Source organism: Serratia sp. NCCP-200 (assembly GCF_059697885.1).
The window spans coordinates 12,485-28,599 of sequence record NZ_BAAKUJ010000001.1; the positions used below are offsets into that span (position 1 = coordinate 12,485).

The following is a 16,115-nucleotide window of genomic DNA, read 5'->3' on the forward strand; positions in this document are numbered from 1 at the left end:
AAAATGATTACCTGAACAGGAATTATTGGGATAACTGTTCTGAAACTTCCATCTGATCCAAACGGGTCAACAATTTGCGCGTCAGCATTTCAAGCTGCTGCTGCTCCTCGTCGTTCAGCGTAGACCACAGAAAGTGCAGACATTTATGCTGCGGTGGCAGCAATTGTTCGAGAAACGCTTCCCCAGCCTGGGTCATATGCAGATGCAGGCAGCGGCGATCGTGATCGCTTTCCCGGCGCTCAATCCAACCGCGTTTCTCTAGTTCATCGGCAATGCGGGTGGCATTGGTACGTGACGAACCCAGGGCCGAGCTTAGCTCAGAAGGCTGAATACTGTGGTTTTCCTGCGCATCCAGCGTAATGAGAGCCATAAACAAGGTTTCGTTGATTCCCTGTGCTTTCAGCATTTTATTGCGATTTTCCAACAGCTTGCCTTGCATATGCATGCACAGGCGGGTCAGCAGGATTTCCTGGTATGGGAAGTCTTTCTGACGTTTGGCGCGGAAATTCAGCATTTGCTCTATGGGGGTAAACGAGCTTTCCATAATTTAGTGCCTCATTAATTTCGTTCGGTATAGTAACGATGGTGATTAATAATGTAAATCTTCAGCCAGGGGAATAATTTAGCAATTCGTGTCATTTGTAAGTTGTTTGTAAATGCTTAACGCCACAGACACTAAGGTCTTGTGATTGAAGGCACAAATTCTGCCGTTCCGCAGGCTGAGATAGGTAAGGTTTGTTTATGTAACAGGGCGGGGCACTACGGCATCCTGCGGAGGGGATAGAAAGAAAACTTACCTGAGTAAGGTCGTTCATGGTGGTCCGGGGCGCAGGGTGCATAGGTCGCCAATAATTTACCGCGACAATATTACCAGAGTGTAAGTAATTTTCACACCCTGCGGCCTAATAAATTTCCTGGGTTATTATTTTCTTGCTAACTAGATGGTGGCCGGACCCTGCGGGTCATAGCGCTTGCCACGCCACCACGTCAGCAGATTCAGCACGCACAATACGCCACCAATCCCCGCTACGCCGTTCCAACCAGCATGTTGATAAGCGGCGGCGGAAAGCACTGAACCCACGGCACCCCCGATAAAATAGCTGGTCATGTAACCGGCGGTCAGGCGATTACGCGCCTCCGGCATGATGCGATAAATCACGCTTTGGTTGGTGACATGCACCCCCTGCACCGCCAGATCCAGCACCAGAATGCCGATAATTAGCGCCCAGAGAGAGTACGGGGCCAACGCAATCGGGATCCAGGACAGCAGCAACAGCACCAATCCGACGCTGGTGGTTAGCCCTGCTTTGCCCTTATCGGCCAGATGACCGGCACGTGAGGCAGCCAAGGCGCCAGCAGCACCCACTAGACCAAATAGCCCAATTACGCCTTCGGAATAGTTGAAAGGTGGGGAAGCCAGCAGGAAAGCCATTGAGGTCCATAGCACGCTGAAGTTGGCGAACGACAAAGCGCCAATGATCGCGCGGGTACGCAGCAACGGGGTGAAGCAGAACAGGGAAAAGATGGATTTCAGCAACTGCGGGTAGTTCAGGCCGGAATGCAGCTTATAGCGTGGCAAGGCGCGCCACAGCAGCAGGGCCATCAGGATCATCAACACGCTGGCCACCCAGTAGATGGTACGCCAGCCGCCGAGGGCCGCTAAAGCACCGGCGACGGTACGTGCCAGCAGAATGCCGAGCAGCAGGCCGCTCATGATCACACCGACGGTTTTACCGCGTTTTGCCGGGTGCGCCAAGGTTGCGGCGAGTGGCACTAAAAGCTGGGCCACGACGGAGAACAAGCCGGTAAGGGCCGTTCCGAGGATCATCATCGATAAGGTGCTGGAGGAAGCGGTGATCAGCATGCCCCCGGCGGCTAACAGCGTCATAAAGACGATCAGCCCGCGGCGCTCAAACATATCGCCCAACGGCACCAGAAACAGCAGGCCAACCGCATAGCCTAGCTGAGCCGCGGTGACGATAAATCCGGCCTGGTTAACCGAGAGATTAAAGTTTTGTGCGATGGTTTCCAGCAGCGGCTGGGCGTAGTAGTTGCTGGCAACCGCCAGGCCGGTGGCCATCGCGATTAACAGCGTCAGTGCAGGGCTAAGCCCCGGGTGTTCGGTTGGTTGGTTCATAGGTCTTCAATAATGGAAATCTGTGATCGAAGTATCAGACACAACAGAATGTTAAGGCAATGTATAATTTTTATCAGTATGCCGCAGGAAGGATGTCGGTCAGTTAAACAAAGAAAACGGGGCCCTCACCCTAACCCTCTCCCACAGGGAGAGGGAACCGATCGAGCGGGTCTGAAAATTCGGTGATTTACCTTGGAAGGGGACTTATCAAGTAGGTCTGAACATTCGGTGATTTACTTTGGATGAGGGGACAATCGGGTTTGCCGAGATTATCCCTTTATTGGCAAAAGAGCAGGGGCTAACAGCTCCCTCTGAAGTGAGAGGGGACTGATCGAGTGGGTCTGAACATTCGGTGATTTACTTTGGATGAGGGGACAATCGGGTTTGCCGAGAAAGCCCCTTACTTCCAAAAGAGTAGGGGCTAACAGCTCCCTCTCCCTGTGGGAGAGGGTTGGGGTGAGGGCTATTATGACTTGGCGGCTTCAGCGGCGGTTTTCACCCAGCCGTCAAACGTGGCCTGGTGAGCCTTGATCCAGCCATTGACATGGTTTTGGATGTCCGCCTCGGAGGACTGGCCTGCATGCATCCGCAGGTTCTGCGCGTTGACGTCGGCAATCGGCAGTTTCATGATGGCAAACAGCTTGGCGGCGGCAGGGTTGGCCTGCGCCCACTGTTTATTGGCGGCAATATGCATGTTGTTGACCGGGAAGCCATAGTTGGCCCCGTTCGGCAGCTTGGTATCCACATCTTTCAGCTCGCCCGGCAGGGAAGAGAACGGCACCTGCAACCAGACAACGTCACGCCCTGGCACCATCACATCGCTGACCCAGTACGGCGTCCAGGTGTAATACAGCACCGGCTTGCCTTCTTTGAAGCGGGTGATGGTATCGGAGATCATGGCGGCGTAGTTGCCCTGATTATGCTCCACGGTTTTGCCCAAGCCATAGGCGTCGATATGGTGATTAATCACCGTTTCACAGCCCCAGCCCGGGGTACAGCCAGTCAAGTCGGCCTTGCCGTCACCGTTGGTATCAAACAGCTTGGCAATTTTCGGATCTTTTAGTTGCTCAACGTTGGTAATGTGATACTTCTCGGCGGTTTTTTTGTCGATCAGGTAGCCCTGAGCGGCACCGCTGACGTAAGCCCCTTCGCGATAGAATTTTTTATCGCCCCCGGCGGCCTGATATTGATCGGCGTGTAACTGATCCCAGTTCACCGCCAGAAAAGTGGCATCCCCAGCGGCGATGGAAGTGTAGGCCACGTTGTAGTCCACCTCACGCGGCTCTTTCACGTCATAACCGAGTTTTTCCAGCGCCTTGCTGACCAGCAGCGTTTGGAAGGTCTCCTCGGAGATGGTGCTCTGTATCGGTTGTACCGAAATACCTTTTCCTGGCAAATCAGCAGCGGAAGCAACCTGTGAACCAAGCAGTGTGGTAAGGGCAATTGCCCAGATCCCTGTAGTGCGCATAGTTTTTCCTCTGTTATTGATGTTGTTTGGAGATAGAGCCCGCCAGGGCAGAAAGCCGCCGGCGGGTAGAACGATCAGGCTTTTTTGATAAACGGGCGAGCGATCAACCCGATTGGGCCGTGGGTATACCAGCGGCCTAGCCCTTTACTGCGGCGATCGCGCCCCAGCGACTGGGTGAGGCGATCGAGAATAATGGCAAGAATAACGATACCGACGCCACCTACGGCGGCCAGTCCCATATCCAGGCGGCCGATGCCACGCAGCACCATCTGGCCCAGACCGCCTACGGCGATCATCGAGGCGATAACCACCATCGACAGCGCCAGCATCAGCGTCTGGTTAACCCCGGCCATGATGGTTGGCATGGCCAGCGGCAACTGCACTTTAAACAGCAGCTGGCGCGGGCTGGAGCCGAAGGATTCGGCGGCTTCGATCAGATCTTCCGGCACCTGTTTGATGCCCAGGATCGTCAGACGCACGATGGGCGGCAGGGCAAAGATTATTGTGACGACCACCCCCGGCACGTTACCGATACCGAACAGCATGACGATCGGCACCAGATAGACGAAGGCTGGTGTGGTCTGCATGGCATCAAGCAGTGGCCGGATCACCTTGGCGGCATGTTTGCTGCGAGCCAACCATATGCCCAACGGCAGACCTATAAGGATGCAGAAGAACAGGGCGGTGAGCACCAGCGCCAGCGTGACCATTGCCTGTGACCAGGCCCCGATTGCGCCGATGGCGACCAATGACAGCAGCGTGGCGGCTCCCATGCCGAGGCTGGATATCTGCCAGGCGATCAGCGAGAACAGCAAAATGGCGACTGGAGCAGGCATACCCAGCAAAAACTGCTGGAAACCACTGAGGATGAAATCTACCGGCACGCGAATGCCCTGGAACAGCGGACGGAAGTGCAACACCAGCCAATCAATGGCGTGGGTGACCCAGCTGTCAAACGGTACCCAAGCCTTGTGGAACGGATCCAGCAGGCTAAAGTGCTCGGGCTCCACTGGGGCGCTGTTAAGCCAGTCAGCGCTCGATGCGGCCTGATTAGCGGCATCGTGGGGTACGCTGTCTGCCGGTGCGCCGGTTGACCAGGGATCGCTGCTGGTAGCAGCCTGAGTTGCCGGGGCGTCGTTAGGGGATGTGGCAGCTGTTGCCCATGGATCCTGATAATCACTCATTCGTAGGGCCCTCTTTATCTAAAGCCTGCAGCAGCATGCCTTTGGAAATGATACCGATATAGTTGTTGTCTTCCCCGACCACCGGCACGGCGCAAGGAGCCTGTGCGACCAGTGAGATCAGTTCGCTCAGCGGCATATCCGCCGGAACGGGCAGTGGGGCATCCAGCAAGGCGTCGTCCAGCGTTTGATTGGCCGCCAGCGCCTGCTTGAGAGAGTCTATCGATACCACGCCGATAAATTTCTGGCCGCGTTCAAGCACGTAGCCATAGTCACGGTCTTCATCACGCAGGATCTGCAACGCAGAGCGCGGACCAAAACCGGGGGTCTTACGGATCAGGGTCACCGGGCGACGTTTGGCGATATCTTTGGCACTGAAAACGTGGCTGATATCGACGCCGCGGAAGAAGGTGCGCACATAATCGTTGGCCGGATTATTTAATATCTCATCCGGGGTCCCCACCTGGATCACTTCGCCGCCTTGCATAATGGCAATGCGATCGCCAATACGCATCGCTTCATCCAGATCGTGGGAAATAAAGACGATGGTGCGCTGATGTTTCGCCTGTAATTTGACGAGCTCATCCTGCATCTCGGCACGAATTAATGGGTCTAGCGCAGAGAAGGCTTCATCCATTAACAATATATCCGGATCGTTAGCCATGGCGCGGGCTAAGCCGACACGCTGGCGCATACCACCGGACAGTTCATCGGGATAAGCATTGGCATAATTTTCCAGCCCAACCTGACGCAAAGCGTCCAACGCTTTTTCCTGGCGTTCCTGTAAAGGAATACCCGCTAATTCCATGCCGAATGCGGTATTATTTAATACGTTCATATGCGGCATTAAAGCGAATGACTGGAACACCATGCTGATCTTATTACGCCGTACGGTGCGCAGCGCAGCATCGGATATTTTTGATATATCCTCACCGTCAATCAGCACCTCACCGCGGGTGGGTTCTATCAGACGATTGAGAAGGCGTACCAAGGTGGATTTACCGGAACCGGAAAGCCCCATGATGACAAATATCTCGCCTTCTTCAATGGCCAGAGAGGCGTTCTTGACGCCAAGTGATAACCCCGTTTTTTCCAGCAGCTGGTCTTTCGTCAAACCTTTGTCTATCAGCTTAAATGCGCGTTCCGGGTGCTCACCAAATATCTTATATAAATTTTTAACTTCTAGTTTAATTGCCATGCAATTCGCTGTTTCCTTTGGTTTATTATCAAACGCTAAAGTTGTCCTAATAGAAAATAAGAGTGCCCTATACCCTAACACACTGACATTCTGAGACAACCCTCAATGTTCATATCGCAGGATTTTTCTGGTGATATCCGGTTTGATGGTTGGGCATAATTACCCGATTTTTACGCGGTTATTTAACCATAATGAGCAATAGAAAATGGCCGGATATATTGGTGACTACGGCAGCTATTTGCAGGGAATATTGACAGCGTCAAATGGGTAATTAATGCACGCATGGTAAAGTTCTGCGTGCATTGACTAACGGCAGGAAAATCAGCGGGTTTACCACCGTGGATCAGAGCGTGGGTTCTTCGCTGCTGGTGGGAATAACGACCAGTTCCACTTGCTGCTGCTGTAACACCGATCCCATTGCAGAGGGGGGAGGTAGGTCGGTAAATAACGCGGTCGCCTGTCGGGTATTGCCGATTTCTACTGCCGCCGAAGCATGGAATTTGGTGTGGTCCGCAGCCAGCAGAATATGACGGGAGTGCGCCATCATCGCTTTCACCACGCTGGACTCATTCACGTCAAATTCCAGCAGGTCGCCGTTAGCTTCGATTGCCCCGACGCTGGTGATCAGGTAGTCGGCGCGAAAGCCTTCCACAAAGCTTACGGCGCTGGGGCCGATGATACCGCCGTTATTGGGGCGCAGCGTACCGCCCGGCACCATCACTTCGAACTCGGTGTTTTTATACAGGATATGTGCCACCCGCAGGCTATTGGTAATGATGCGCAGGTGGCTGTGGTTCATCAGCGCCCGGGCAACATGCTCAACGGTGGTGCCGATGGTGATAAAAATGGTGGAACGATCGGGAATGTAATCGGCAATGGCCTCCGCAATGGCTATCTTCTCTTGTGTGTAAGAGAGTTCCCGTTGCTCAAAGGCCGTGTTGACCACGCTGGAGGCACGACCTGCGCCCCCATGATGGCGGCTAATCAGCCCCTGCTCGCTCAGTTTGCGGATATCGCGCCTGACCGTCTGCGTTGACACTTCCAGCAATTGCGCCAGCTCGTCGATGTTCATATAGCCGCGCTTGGCGATCAACTGGATCAGCTGATCGTGGCGTGGGTTGCCGGTAAGTTCAGTCAGACTCATGCTCCACTCCCTTAATATTGTCATGGGCCAACCATATTATACAAAACTGGCCAGGAAAGAGTCAGTTTGATCACAATTGGGGATGCCCGCGCGCCCGCCAGGACGTGTACACTTCAATGCGGCAACTGCATTGGCGTAACGCACCGCCTGAGCTATATCGGGTTGTGAACCCAGGGATACCGCCAGCGCACCGTGGAAAACGTCTCCGGCACCCGTGGTATCCACCACCTCAACCGGAAAGCCTGGCTGATGTTTAAGTTGAGCGTTTTCCAACCAGAAACAGCCATGTTTACCCTGAGTGACATAAACTTGTCCGTTTTTGTCATTTTTTGCTGCACGCAATCCCTGCTCGATATCTGTTTTTCCTGTCATCCGCAGCAAACCAGGCTCGGAGAAGGCTGCATGGTCGGCCAAAGCAACCAGCGGGCGGATATCCTGCGGTGTGACATCGGCATCCAACAGGGTAGTGACACCTGCGCGCCGGGCCAAGGTGAAGGCGGTCAGCGCGCCCTGATGCCAACGCACGTCCGCCAACACCACATCGTAATGGCTAAAGTCGATGTTATGCAGCCATTCGGCATCCTCGGGTAAATCTGGGCTGGGATGGTTGATGATCATGCGTTCTCCCTGGGCATCCACCAGCACAGCCGATTGTGATGAGCGCGCCTGTGGGCAACGTCGGGCATGCCTGACATTGACGCCATAGCTGCCCAGCTCGGCCAACAGGGTTTGCCCGGTAGCATCGTCCCCGACCCGGCCAATGAAATCTACCTCTGCCCCCAATCTGGCTGCGGCCACCGCAGCCGTTGCCGCCGGGCCTCCGCCAATTTCGCGGTAGTCGGTGGCAACATATTTCCCCCCGCCTTCAGGCAGTTTCTCTACGTAATACAGGCGGTCTTGCACTGCAATGCCTACGCATGCGATTCGAGTCATGGTCTGGATCCCTGGATGTTGAACTGTGTAAGCGAACGGTTTTCAGCAAAAAGTGGCTGCCGATCACGCTGCCACCATTTTAATTCACTCAAATGTTAAAAGAGTGACGGCTGTCAATTTTTTGACCATAAATTACAAATACGATCAAAAACAGACAAAAACGGTCTGATTTGTGGCCGGTGGGATGACACAGACATGACACTAGTAACCAACAGGAGAGAACCATGGCACAGATCGCATTTATCGGGCTAGGGCAAATGGGCGCGCCGATGGCCAGCAACCTGATCAAGCAGGGGCACCGGCTGAACGTTTTTGATATCAGCCCGGCGGCGGTCAGCACCTTGGTTGCTCAGGGGGCCAAGGCGGCAACCAGCCCGGCGCAGGCGGTACAGGACGCGGAGTTCGTCATCACCATGTTGCCTAACGGCGAACTGGTGCATGAGGTGTTATTTGGTGCCGAGGGGGTGTGCTGCACCTTATCGCCTGCGGCATTGGTGATGGACATGTCCACCATCCACCCACTGCAAACGGATCGGCTGATTGCCCAGATGCAGGCTCGGGGCTTTAGCCTGATGGATGCCCCGGTCGGGCGGACTTCAGACCATGCTCAGGCTGGCACGTTGCTGATCCTGGCTGGTGGCACCGCCGAGCAGGTGGAGCGTGCGACGCCCGTGCTGATGGCGATGGGCTCGGAGCTGATCAACGCCGGTGGGCCGGGCATGGGGATCCGCGTGAAGCTGATCAACAACTACATGAGCATCGCGCTCAACGCGCTGTCTGCCGAAGCTGCGGTGCTGTGCGAGGCGCTAGGGCTGTCGTTTGACGTTGCGCTGCAAGTCATGAGCGGCACACCGGCAGGCAAGGGGCATTTCACCACCACTTGGCCAAACAAGGTGCTGAAGGGCGATCTCAGCCCGGCGTTCATGATCGATCTGGCGCACAAGGATCTGGGCATAGCGTTGGATGTGGCCAATCAGTTGCACGTTGCCATGCCGATGGGCGCAGCCTCACGTGAGGTTTACAGCCAGGCGCGGGCCAGCGGGCGCGGGCGTCAGGATTGGAGTGCCATTTTGGAACAGGTTCGGGCTGCTTCGGGCAGAGCGGATCAAGCGTAACACTTAACGTAATTGCGGTTGCTATGCAGCGCGCAGAGGGGAGAAGAAATGCCTTATTTATCTGGTAACACCATGATCCAACATGCATGGGAAAACGGCTATGCCATCGGCGCGTTCAGCGCACACAACGCCGAAACCATTCGCGCCATTTTGCTGGCAGCCGAACAGGAGCAGGCCCCGATCATGATCCAGGTGGGGCAGAAAGTGATTAGCGTGATGGGTCTGGAGCCCATGAAGGCGATGATCGATGCGTTTATGCGCGATATCACGGTGCCGGTGTGCATCCACCTGGATCACAGCCGCAGCTTCGAACAGACCATGCAGGCGGTGCAGGCCGGGTTCCAGTCGGTCATGTTTGACGGCTCTCACCTGTCATTTGACGAAAACGTACGGATCACCCGTGCCGTGGCGGACGTGGCCCATGCGCTGAACATTGGGGTCGAGGGTGAGATCGGCAAGATCGGCGGCACCGAGGATGATATTTCGGTCGACGAAAAAGACGCCCTGATCACCAGCAGTGACGAAGCGCTGCAGTTTGCTCAATCGACCACGGTGGATTATCTGGCAGTGTCCATCGGCACCGCTCACGGCCTGTACAAACAGGAGCCCAAGCTGGCGTTCGAACGTCTGCAAGAGATCCGCGAGATCGTCAAAAAACCGATTGTGCTGCACGGTGGCTCTGGCGTACCAGACGATCAGATCCGCAAGGCGGTTTCACTGGGCGTCGCCAAGGTGAACGTGGACACAGAACTGCGGCAGGCCTTCACCCAGGGCATGGCTGAAGTGCTCGACCAGGATCCGCACGAGTTTGTCTTGGCGGTGTCGCTCGGGCATGGCCGTGATGTGATGCAGGCCAAGGTCGCCGAAAAAATCAGGCTGTTTGGCAGCCAGGGTAAAGCCGCTCAGTTTTAAGCATCCGTTGCGCGGCAAACTGCCGCGCTCACCATAGGGCACAGATTATGACAACCATTCAACGCCAGCATTTTGGCGAACATCAAGGGCAGGCCGTTTCCCTTTTCACGCTGACCAATGCCAACGGGATGCGGCTGTGTGTGACCGATTACGGCTGCATCATTACTCAGCTTTGGGTGCCGGATCGCCATGGGCAAGCGGAAGATGTCGTGATGGGGTTCGACAATTTGGCGGCTTATCAGGCCGGGCATCCGTTTTTCGGCGCGATTGCCGGGCGCTGCGCCAACCGTATCGCTGGTGGACGTTTCAGCATCGACGGTCAGGAATATATTCTGGCCACCAACGAGCTTCCTACCGGACAACACCTGCACGGCGGACGTCGGGGTTTTGACAAATATGTCTGGCAGGCACAGGAAGACGGCGACGGCATTATTTTCAGCCGTACCTCTATCGATGGTGAGGAAGGCTATCCGGGCAATCTGCAGGTTAGCCACCGCATCGGCCTGACGGAAGACAATGTGATGACGCTGAGCTTTGAGGCACAGACCGATAAGCCGACGCTGGTCAACCTGGTTAATCACAGCCACTACAACCTGCGCGGACATCAGCATCTGATCCACGATCAGCAGCTCAAGATCGACGCCGACTTTATGACGCCGGTAGATGAAACCACCATGCTGCCCACCGGCGAAATCCGCCGTGTTGCCGGGACGGCATTTGATTTCCGCAACGCCCGTCGTCTTGGGGACGCCATGCTGCACCGCCCGGCGCAGGATTTTGATATGAACTACGTGCTTAAACCTGGCGATGACGCGTTGCATCCCGCTGCCAGTCTGATTTGCCCGCAGACCGGGCGAGTGATGGAAGTACACACCTCGCTGCCGGGCGTGCAGTTTTATAACGCCTTCAAGCTTTCCAACAAGATCTGGAATGGCAAGGCTGGCCATCGCTATCAGGCGTTTTCCGGCATCTGCCTTGAAACCCAGGCGTTCCCAGACAGCATTCACCACGCCCATTTTGGCAACGTGGTGCTGCGCCCAGGGGAAAACTATTACAGCCAGACTGAACACCGCTTCAGCACCGTGGCATAGATTTATTCGATTACTGGAAGCAATGTGATGAAAAATAAAGCAAAAGTAGGCGTATTGGCGCTTGGCCGCGCGACCTTCGATGTGCCCTACGCGCAAGAGATGCTGGCGCAAGCCTGGCAGGCGCTGAGCGGAATGGATATCGAGCTGGTGGGGGAACCGGTGTTGCAGTTTGATGCCGAATCGGCTCTGCAAATACTGCCCGCACTCAAACAGGCCGATCTCGATCTGCTGCTGATCCTGCAAGTGACCTTTACCGATGCCTCCCTCACCACCGAAGTGGTGCGTGATTTCCCGGTGCCCACGGCGATGTGGTCATTCCCGGAAGCCCGTACCGGTGGCCGTCTGCGCCTGAACTCTTTTTGCGGGGTGAATCTGGCTTGCCATGCCCTGAGCCGTGAAGCCATCAATGTGCAAACGCTGCACGGCCTGCCGGACGACAGCCGGGTAATTAACGAATTACAGCAGCTGGCGCAGGCCGCGGCGATCGTTAAGCGCTTCAAACAGGCCAAGGTGATGGTGATTGGCGAACACCCGCTGGGTTTTGACGCCTGCAACTACAACCAGCAGCAACTGACGCAGCACTTTGGCGTTGAGGTAACTCGCCAGCCGGTGCTGGAGTTTATTGAAGAGGTGAAGGCGCTGCCGGACAGCGTGGCCGATGCGCCTTATGCCCGCCGTGCCAAGGATTTCCCTAACCTGGCAGAGATGGATCAAACGGCCACCCGCAAAACGCTCAAGGTTTACTCTGCCCTGCGTGAAAAAGCGCAGCGTGAAGGTTACACCGGCATTGCCGTGCGCTGTTGGCCGGATTTCTTTACCGATTACGGCTGCGCTGCCTGCGGGGCGTTGGCGTTGATGAACGAAGATAAAGTGCCGTGTGGCTGTGAAGCCGACATGTTTGGCGTGCTCTCTTCGCTGATGGCGCAGTGGGCCTCTGGCAATGCGGCGTTCAATACCGACCTGGTGGATATCGATCCGCAGGATAACAGCGTGGTGTTCTGGCACTGCGGGCAGGCACCGATCGAAATGGCCGATCGCGATGGCCCGGTGCAGGCCACCATCCACTCCAACCGCAAGCTTCCTCTGCTGTCTGAGTTTGCTCTCAAACCGGGGCGCATCACGCTATGCCGCATCACTCAGGGTGAGGGCAAGCTGCGCCTGATGCTGGCCGGTGGCGAAATGATCAAGGCTCCGCTGGCGTTTTCCGGTACAGCCGGGACCGCACGCCTGGATGTGGATGCAGACACTTACCGCCAGCGCCTGATTGCGGCGGGTATGGAGCACCACACCTCGCTGGTTTACGGCGAGCACCGCCCGCTGCTGCGCAAAGTGGCCGGTCTGCTTGGTTTGGACGTGATTGAACTGACCTGAGCGGGCGACCAACGCTTGGAAAAATACGGTATTTAACCTTTTGGAGAATGGATCATGGTTTCTCAGCAAGGCTTGGAACTCACGCAACACGCAGGTGGATTTACGTTGACCTTTCAGCAGCGTGTGCTGATACAACACACGGCTGCGGCTCCGTGCCTGTGGATTGGGCGCGGCAAGGCGGATATCGAGATGTTCCGCGGCAACTTCAGCATCAAAGACCAGCTCAGTGAAAAACTGGCGCTGACCGAAACCCAGATCGTCCCGCAGGGCAAAGGCTGGCTGATCCGCTTTAGCCGGGGCGATGTGGCCCAGTGCACGCTGGCAATCACTACCGATGCGCAAGGGCGGTTGGAAATGCAGCTGCGCAACAGCGACGAGCAGAACAACCGCATGTGGTTGCGCCTGGCTGCCCAGCAGCAAGATCACGTTTATGGCTGCGGCGAACAGTTTTCCTATTTCGACCTGCGCGGCAAACCTTTCCCGTTATGGACCAGCGAGCAGGGGGTTGGGCGTAACAAGCAGACCTACGTTACCTGGCAGGCAGACTGCCAGGAAAACGCCGGTGGTGATTACTACTGGACCTTCTTCCCGCAGCCGACGTTTGTCAGCAGCCAGAAATATTACTGCCACGTAGAAAACAGCTGCTACATGAACTTCGATTTTTCTGCCCCAGAGTTCCATGAACTGGCGATCTGGCAGGATCAGGCGGTGTTGCGCTTTGACTGCGCCGACAGCTACATCAGCCTGTTGGAAAAGCTGACCGCGTTGCTTGGCCGCCAGCCGGAACTGCCGGACTGGGTGTATGACGGCGTCATCCTGGGCATTCAGGGCGGCACCGAGGTCTGCCAACAGAAGCTGGACGTGATGCGCGAGCACGGTGTCAAGGTTAGCGGGATCTGGGCGCAGGACTGGGAAGGACGGCGGATCACCTCTTTTGGCAAACGCCTGATGTGGAACTGGCGCTGGGACAGCGAGCTGTACCCGGAGCTGGATAAACGCATCCCGCAGTGGAAAAAAGAGGGGGTACATTTTCTGGGGTACATCAACCCTTACGTGGCCATCGAGAAAGAGCTGTATGCCGAGGCGGCAGAAAAAGGCTATCTGACCAAGGATTACGACGGCAAAGACTATCAGGTCGAGTTTGGCGAGTTCTATGCTGGCGTAGTCGATCTCACCAAGCCTGAAGCTTATGACTGGTACAAGAACGTCATTAAAAAGAACCTGATCGAGTTTGGCCTCGATGGGTGGATGGCGGACTTCGGCGAATATCTGCCGACCGATACCGTTTTGCATAACGGCATCGATGCGGAAATCATGCATAACGCCTGGCCAGCACTGTGGGCCAAGTGCAACTACGACGCGCTGGAAGAATGCGGCAAGCTGGGCGAGATCCTGTTCTTTATGCGCGCGGGCTACACCGGCAGCCAGAAGTATTCGGTGATGATGTGGGCGGGCGATCAGAACGTGGACTGGAGCCTGGACGACGGCCTGGCTTCGGTGATCCCGGCGGCACTGTCGCTGGCGATGACCGGCCACGGTCTGCACCACAGCGATATCGGCGGTTACACCACGCTGTTTGAGATGAAACGCAGTAAAGAACTGCTGATGCGCTGGTGCGAGTTCTGCGCTTTCACGCCGATGATGCGTACCCATGAAGGTAACCGCCCAGATGATAACTGGCAGTTCGATCATGATGTGGAAACCATCCGCCAGTTTGCCCGCATGAGCCAGGTCTTCACCTCCCTCAAGCCGTACATCAAGCAGGCGGTGGCGCTCAATGCGCAGTCCGGCTTACCGGTGATGCGCCCGCTGTTTCTGCACTACGAAGACGATGCCCACACCTACAGCCTGAAATACCAATACCTGTTTGGCCGCGATCTGCTGGTGGCTCCGGTGCATGAAGAAGGGCGCACCGACTGGACGCTCTACCTGCCGCAGGATAGCTGGATCAACCTGTGGACCGGTGACCGGCATAGCGGAGGAGCCGAGGTGACGATAGCAGCACCACTAGGCCAACCGCCGGTGTTCTATCGGGCGGATAGCGAGTGGGCGGAGTTGTTTGCCTCGTTACGCACGCTGTAATCACCAACTGTCAGCCGCCCGTTGTCCAGCCGGCAAGGGCGGCTATCTCTGGGAACAGGTGTTTTCCAAGGAGAATCACCATGAGTGAAGCTAACCAGGATCCGGTGAAGCTGATATTGCCCCTGCGCGAGAAATTCGCCTATGGCATGGGCGATGTCGGTTCCAACCTGCTGTTGTGTGTCGGCACGCTGTATCTGCTGAAATTCTATACCGACGTGTTGGGGATCCCCGCCGCGTGGGGCGGGCTGATCTTTCTCATCTCGCGTTTTTTTACCGCCTTTACCGACATGGGGACCGGGCTGATGCTCGATTCCCGGCGCAATATTGGCCCCAAAGGCAAGTTCCGGCCATTTATTCTTTATGCCTCAATGCCGGTGGCGTTGCTGGTGGTGGCCAATTTTATCGGCGTGGGCGCTTCGTTGGATGTCACCATTAAAACGGTGATCGCCACGCTGATCTTTATGGCGTTCGGGCTGTTCTTCAGCATGATGAACTGCTCCTACGGCGCGATGGTGCCTGCGATGACCAAAAACCCGCAGGAACGTGCGCAACTGGCTGCCTGGCGGCAGGGCGGGGCGACGGTGGGTTTGTTGTTGTGTACCGTAGCGTTTGTGCCGATCCTGTCGCTGTTTGATGGGCGTCCACAGGTGGGTTATCTGGTGGCGGCAGCGATCTTCGCTTTCGTCGGCATGCTGTGCATGTGGTGGTGCTATTCCGGCGTCAAAGAGCGTTATGTCGAGATCCCGAAACCGGGTGCACCCAAGCCGGGTCTGTTGCAGTCCTTCAAGGCGATCGCCGGTAACAAACCGCTGTTCGTGCTGTGCGTGGCCAACCTGTGCACGCTGGCGGGCTTCAACATCAAGCTGGCGATCCAGATTTACTACACCCAATACGTCCTCAACGATATCACCCTACTGTCCTATATGGGTTTCTTCAGCATGGGCTGCATCCTGCTTGGGGTGCTGCTGGTTCCGACGGTGGTGAAACGCTTTGGCAAGAAAAACGTCTATCTGGGCGGCCTGTCGCTGTGGATCCTGGGCGATGCCATGAACTATATGTGGGGCAATACCTCCACGCTGTTTGTGTTGTTCTCCTGCCTGGCGTTCTTCGGTACGGCCTTCGTCAACAGCCTCAACTGGGCGCTGGTGTCGGACACCGTGGAATACGGTGAGTGGAAAACCGGCGTGCGTTCGGAAGGCACGGTTTATACCGGCTTTACCTTCTTTCGCAAGGTTTCCCAAGGGCTGGCAGGGTTCTTCCCTGGCGTGATGCTGGCCTATATCGGCTATGTTCCCAACGTGGCGCAGGGGCCTGGCACGCTGGAAGGCTTGCGACAGCTGATCTTCCTCTATCCCTGTGGCCTGGCCGTGCTGACCGCATTGACCATGGGGCTGTTCTATCACCTGACGGAGAAGAACTATCTCAAGATCGTCGGTGAGCTGGAAGAGCGCAAGCGGGTGGTAAGCCCGGCGCTATAAGCGGC

Annotated in this window: 13 protein-coding genes; 6 read left to right on the forward strand and 7 right to left on the reverse strand. The window is 56.1% G+C overall.

Annotation, left to right across the window (positions count from 1 at the left end):
* Window positions 1-22: 22 nt before the first annotated feature.
* From mprA to AC6HVW_RS00085, 7 genes are all read right to left on the reverse strand, one after another.
* Entirely contained in the window at window positions 23-544 is a 522-nt protein-coding gene (mprA, locus tag AC6HVW_RS00055; protein ID WP_021178983.1) for a transcriptional repressor MprA, read from the reverse strand.
* A gap of 393 nt (window positions 545-937) precedes the next feature.
* Window positions 938-2,137: an MFS transporter gene (locus tag AC6HVW_RS00060; protein ID WP_059201610.1), complete on the reverse strand. Its 1,200-nt coding sequence runs from the start codon at window positions 2,135-2,137 to the stop codon at window positions 938-940.
* A gap of 466 nt (window positions 2,138-2,603) precedes the next feature.
* Window positions 2,604-3,605 (reverse strand): glycine betaine/L-proline ABC transporter substrate-binding protein ProX, encoded by a 1,002-nt coding sequence (proX, locus tag AC6HVW_RS00065; protein WP_021807604.1) that lies wholly within the window; start codon window positions 3,603-3,605, stop codon window positions 2,604-2,606.
* A gap of 74 nt (window positions 3,606-3,679) precedes the next feature.
* A complete protein-coding gene (gene proW / locus AC6HVW_RS00070; RefSeq protein ID WP_071683993.1) occupies window positions 3,680-4,789 on the reverse strand; it encodes a glycine betaine/L-proline ABC transporter permease ProW in 1,110 nt (369 codons plus the stop codon).
* A complete protein-coding gene (proV, locus tag AC6HVW_RS00075; protein ID WP_021807606.1) occupies window positions 4,782-5,984 on the reverse strand; it encodes a glycine betaine/L-proline ABC transporter ATP-binding protein ProV in 1,203 nt (400 codons plus the stop codon). Before proV ends, proW begins: the two co-directional genes overlap by 8 nt.
* Before the next feature lie 343 nt (window positions 5,985-6,327).
* Window positions 6,328-7,128 carry a DeoR/GlpR family DNA-binding transcription regulator gene (locus AC6HVW_RS00080; RefSeq protein WP_024530699.1) on the reverse strand — a complete coding sequence of 267 codons (801 nt, stop codon included), beginning with the start codon at window positions 7,126-7,128 and terminating at the stop codon, window positions 6,328-6,330.
* Between the two features lie 36 nt (window positions 7,129-7,164).
* On the reverse strand, window positions 7,165-8,061 hold the full coding sequence (locus tag AC6HVW_RS00085; RefSeq protein ID WP_071683992.1) for a sugar kinase: 897 nt from the start codon (window positions 8,059-8,061) through the stop codon (window positions 7,165-7,167).
* Window positions 8,062-8,285: 224 nt separating this feature from the next.
* Between AC6HVW_RS00085 and yihU the strand changes: the two genes are divergently transcribed.
* The 6 genes from yihU (at window position 8,286) to AC6HVW_RS00115 (ending at window position 16,110) form a co-directional block, all read left to right on the forward strand.
* Window positions 8,286-9,176 carry a sulfolactaldehyde 3-reductase gene (yihU, locus tag AC6HVW_RS00090; protein ID WP_186486110.1) on the forward strand — a complete coding sequence of 297 codons (891 nt, stop codon included), beginning with the start codon at window positions 8,286-8,288 and terminating at the stop codon, window positions 9,174-9,176.
* A 48-nt stretch (window positions 9,177-9,224) separates the two neighbouring features.
* Window positions 9,225-10,088: a class II fructose-bisphosphate aldolase gene (locus AC6HVW_RS00095; RefSeq protein ID WP_186486109.1), complete on the forward strand. Its 864-nt coding sequence runs from the start codon at window positions 9,225-9,227 to the stop codon at window positions 10,086-10,088.
* A gap of 47 nt (window positions 10,089-10,135) precedes the next feature.
* A complete protein-coding gene (locus AC6HVW_RS00100; RefSeq protein ID WP_071683989.1) occupies window positions 10,136-11,179 on the forward strand; it encodes an aldose epimerase family protein in 1,044 nt (347 codons plus the stop codon).
* Window positions 11,180-11,206: 27 nt separating this feature from the next.
* Window positions 11,207-12,550 (forward strand): L-fucose/L-arabinose isomerase family protein, encoded by a 1,344-nt coding sequence (locus AC6HVW_RS00105; protein ID WP_071683988.1) that lies wholly within the window; start codon window positions 11,207-11,209, stop codon window positions 12,548-12,550.
* Window positions 12,551-12,604: 54 nt separating this feature from the next.
* Window positions 12,605-14,632 (forward strand): alpha-glucosidase, encoded by a 2,028-nt coding sequence (locus AC6HVW_RS00110; protein WP_071683987.1) that lies wholly within the window; start codon window positions 12,605-12,607, stop codon window positions 14,630-14,632.
* Between the two features lie 80 nt (window positions 14,633-14,712).
* A complete protein-coding gene (locus AC6HVW_RS00115; RefSeq protein WP_071683986.1) occupies window positions 14,713-16,110 on the forward strand; it encodes an MFS transporter in 1,398 nt (465 codons plus the stop codon).
* Window positions 16,111-16,115: the final 5 nt, after the last annotated feature.

Excerpts from the sequence above, each read along its gene's own strand:
- mprA (WP_021178983.1), bottom strand. The coding sequence starts at position 544 with ATGGAAAGCTCGTTTACCCCCATAGAGCAAATGCTGAATTTCCGCGCC.
- AC6HVW_RS00060 (WP_059201610.1), bottom strand. The coding sequence starts at position 2,137 with ATGAACCAACCAACCGAACACCCGGGGCTTAGCCCTGCACTGACGCTG.
- proX (WP_021807604.1), bottom strand. The coding sequence starts at position 3,605 with ATGCGCACTACAGGGATCTGGGCAATTGCCCTTACCACACTGCTTGGT.
- proW (WP_071683993.1), bottom strand. The coding sequence starts at position 4,789 with ATGAGTGATTATCAGGATCCATGGGCAACAGCTGCCACATCCCCTAAC.
- proV (WP_021807606.1), bottom strand. The coding sequence starts at position 5,984 with ATGGCAATTAAACTAGAAGTTAAAAATTTATATAAGATATTTGGTGAG.
- AC6HVW_RS00080 (WP_024530699.1), bottom strand. The coding sequence starts at position 7,128 with ATGAGTCTGACTGAACTTACCGGCAACCCACGCCACGATCAGCTGATC.
- AC6HVW_RS00085 (WP_071683992.1), bottom strand. The coding sequence starts at position 8,061 with ATGACTCGAATCGCATGCGTAGGCATTGCAGTGCAAGACCGCCTGTAT.
- yihU (WP_186486110.1), top strand. The coding sequence starts at position 8,286 with ATGGCACAGATCGCATTTATCGGGCTAGGGCAAATGGGCGCGCCGATG.
- AC6HVW_RS00095 (WP_186486109.1), top strand. The coding sequence starts at position 9,225 with ATGCCTTATTTATCTGGTAACACCATGATCCAACATGCATGGGAAAAC.
- AC6HVW_RS00100 (WP_071683989.1), top strand. The coding sequence starts at position 10,136 with ATGACAACCATTCAACGCCAGCATTTTGGCGAACATCAAGGGCAGGCC.
- AC6HVW_RS00105 (WP_071683988.1), top strand. The coding sequence starts at position 11,207 with ATGAAAAATAAAGCAAAAGTAGGCGTATTGGCGCTTGGCCGCGCGACC.
- AC6HVW_RS00110 (WP_071683987.1), top strand. The coding sequence starts at position 12,605 with ATGGTTTCTCAGCAAGGCTTGGAACTCACGCAACACGCAGGTGGATTT.
- AC6HVW_RS00115 (WP_071683986.1), top strand. The coding sequence starts at position 14,713 with ATGAGTGAAGCTAACCAGGATCCGGTGAAGCTGATATTGCCCCTGCGC.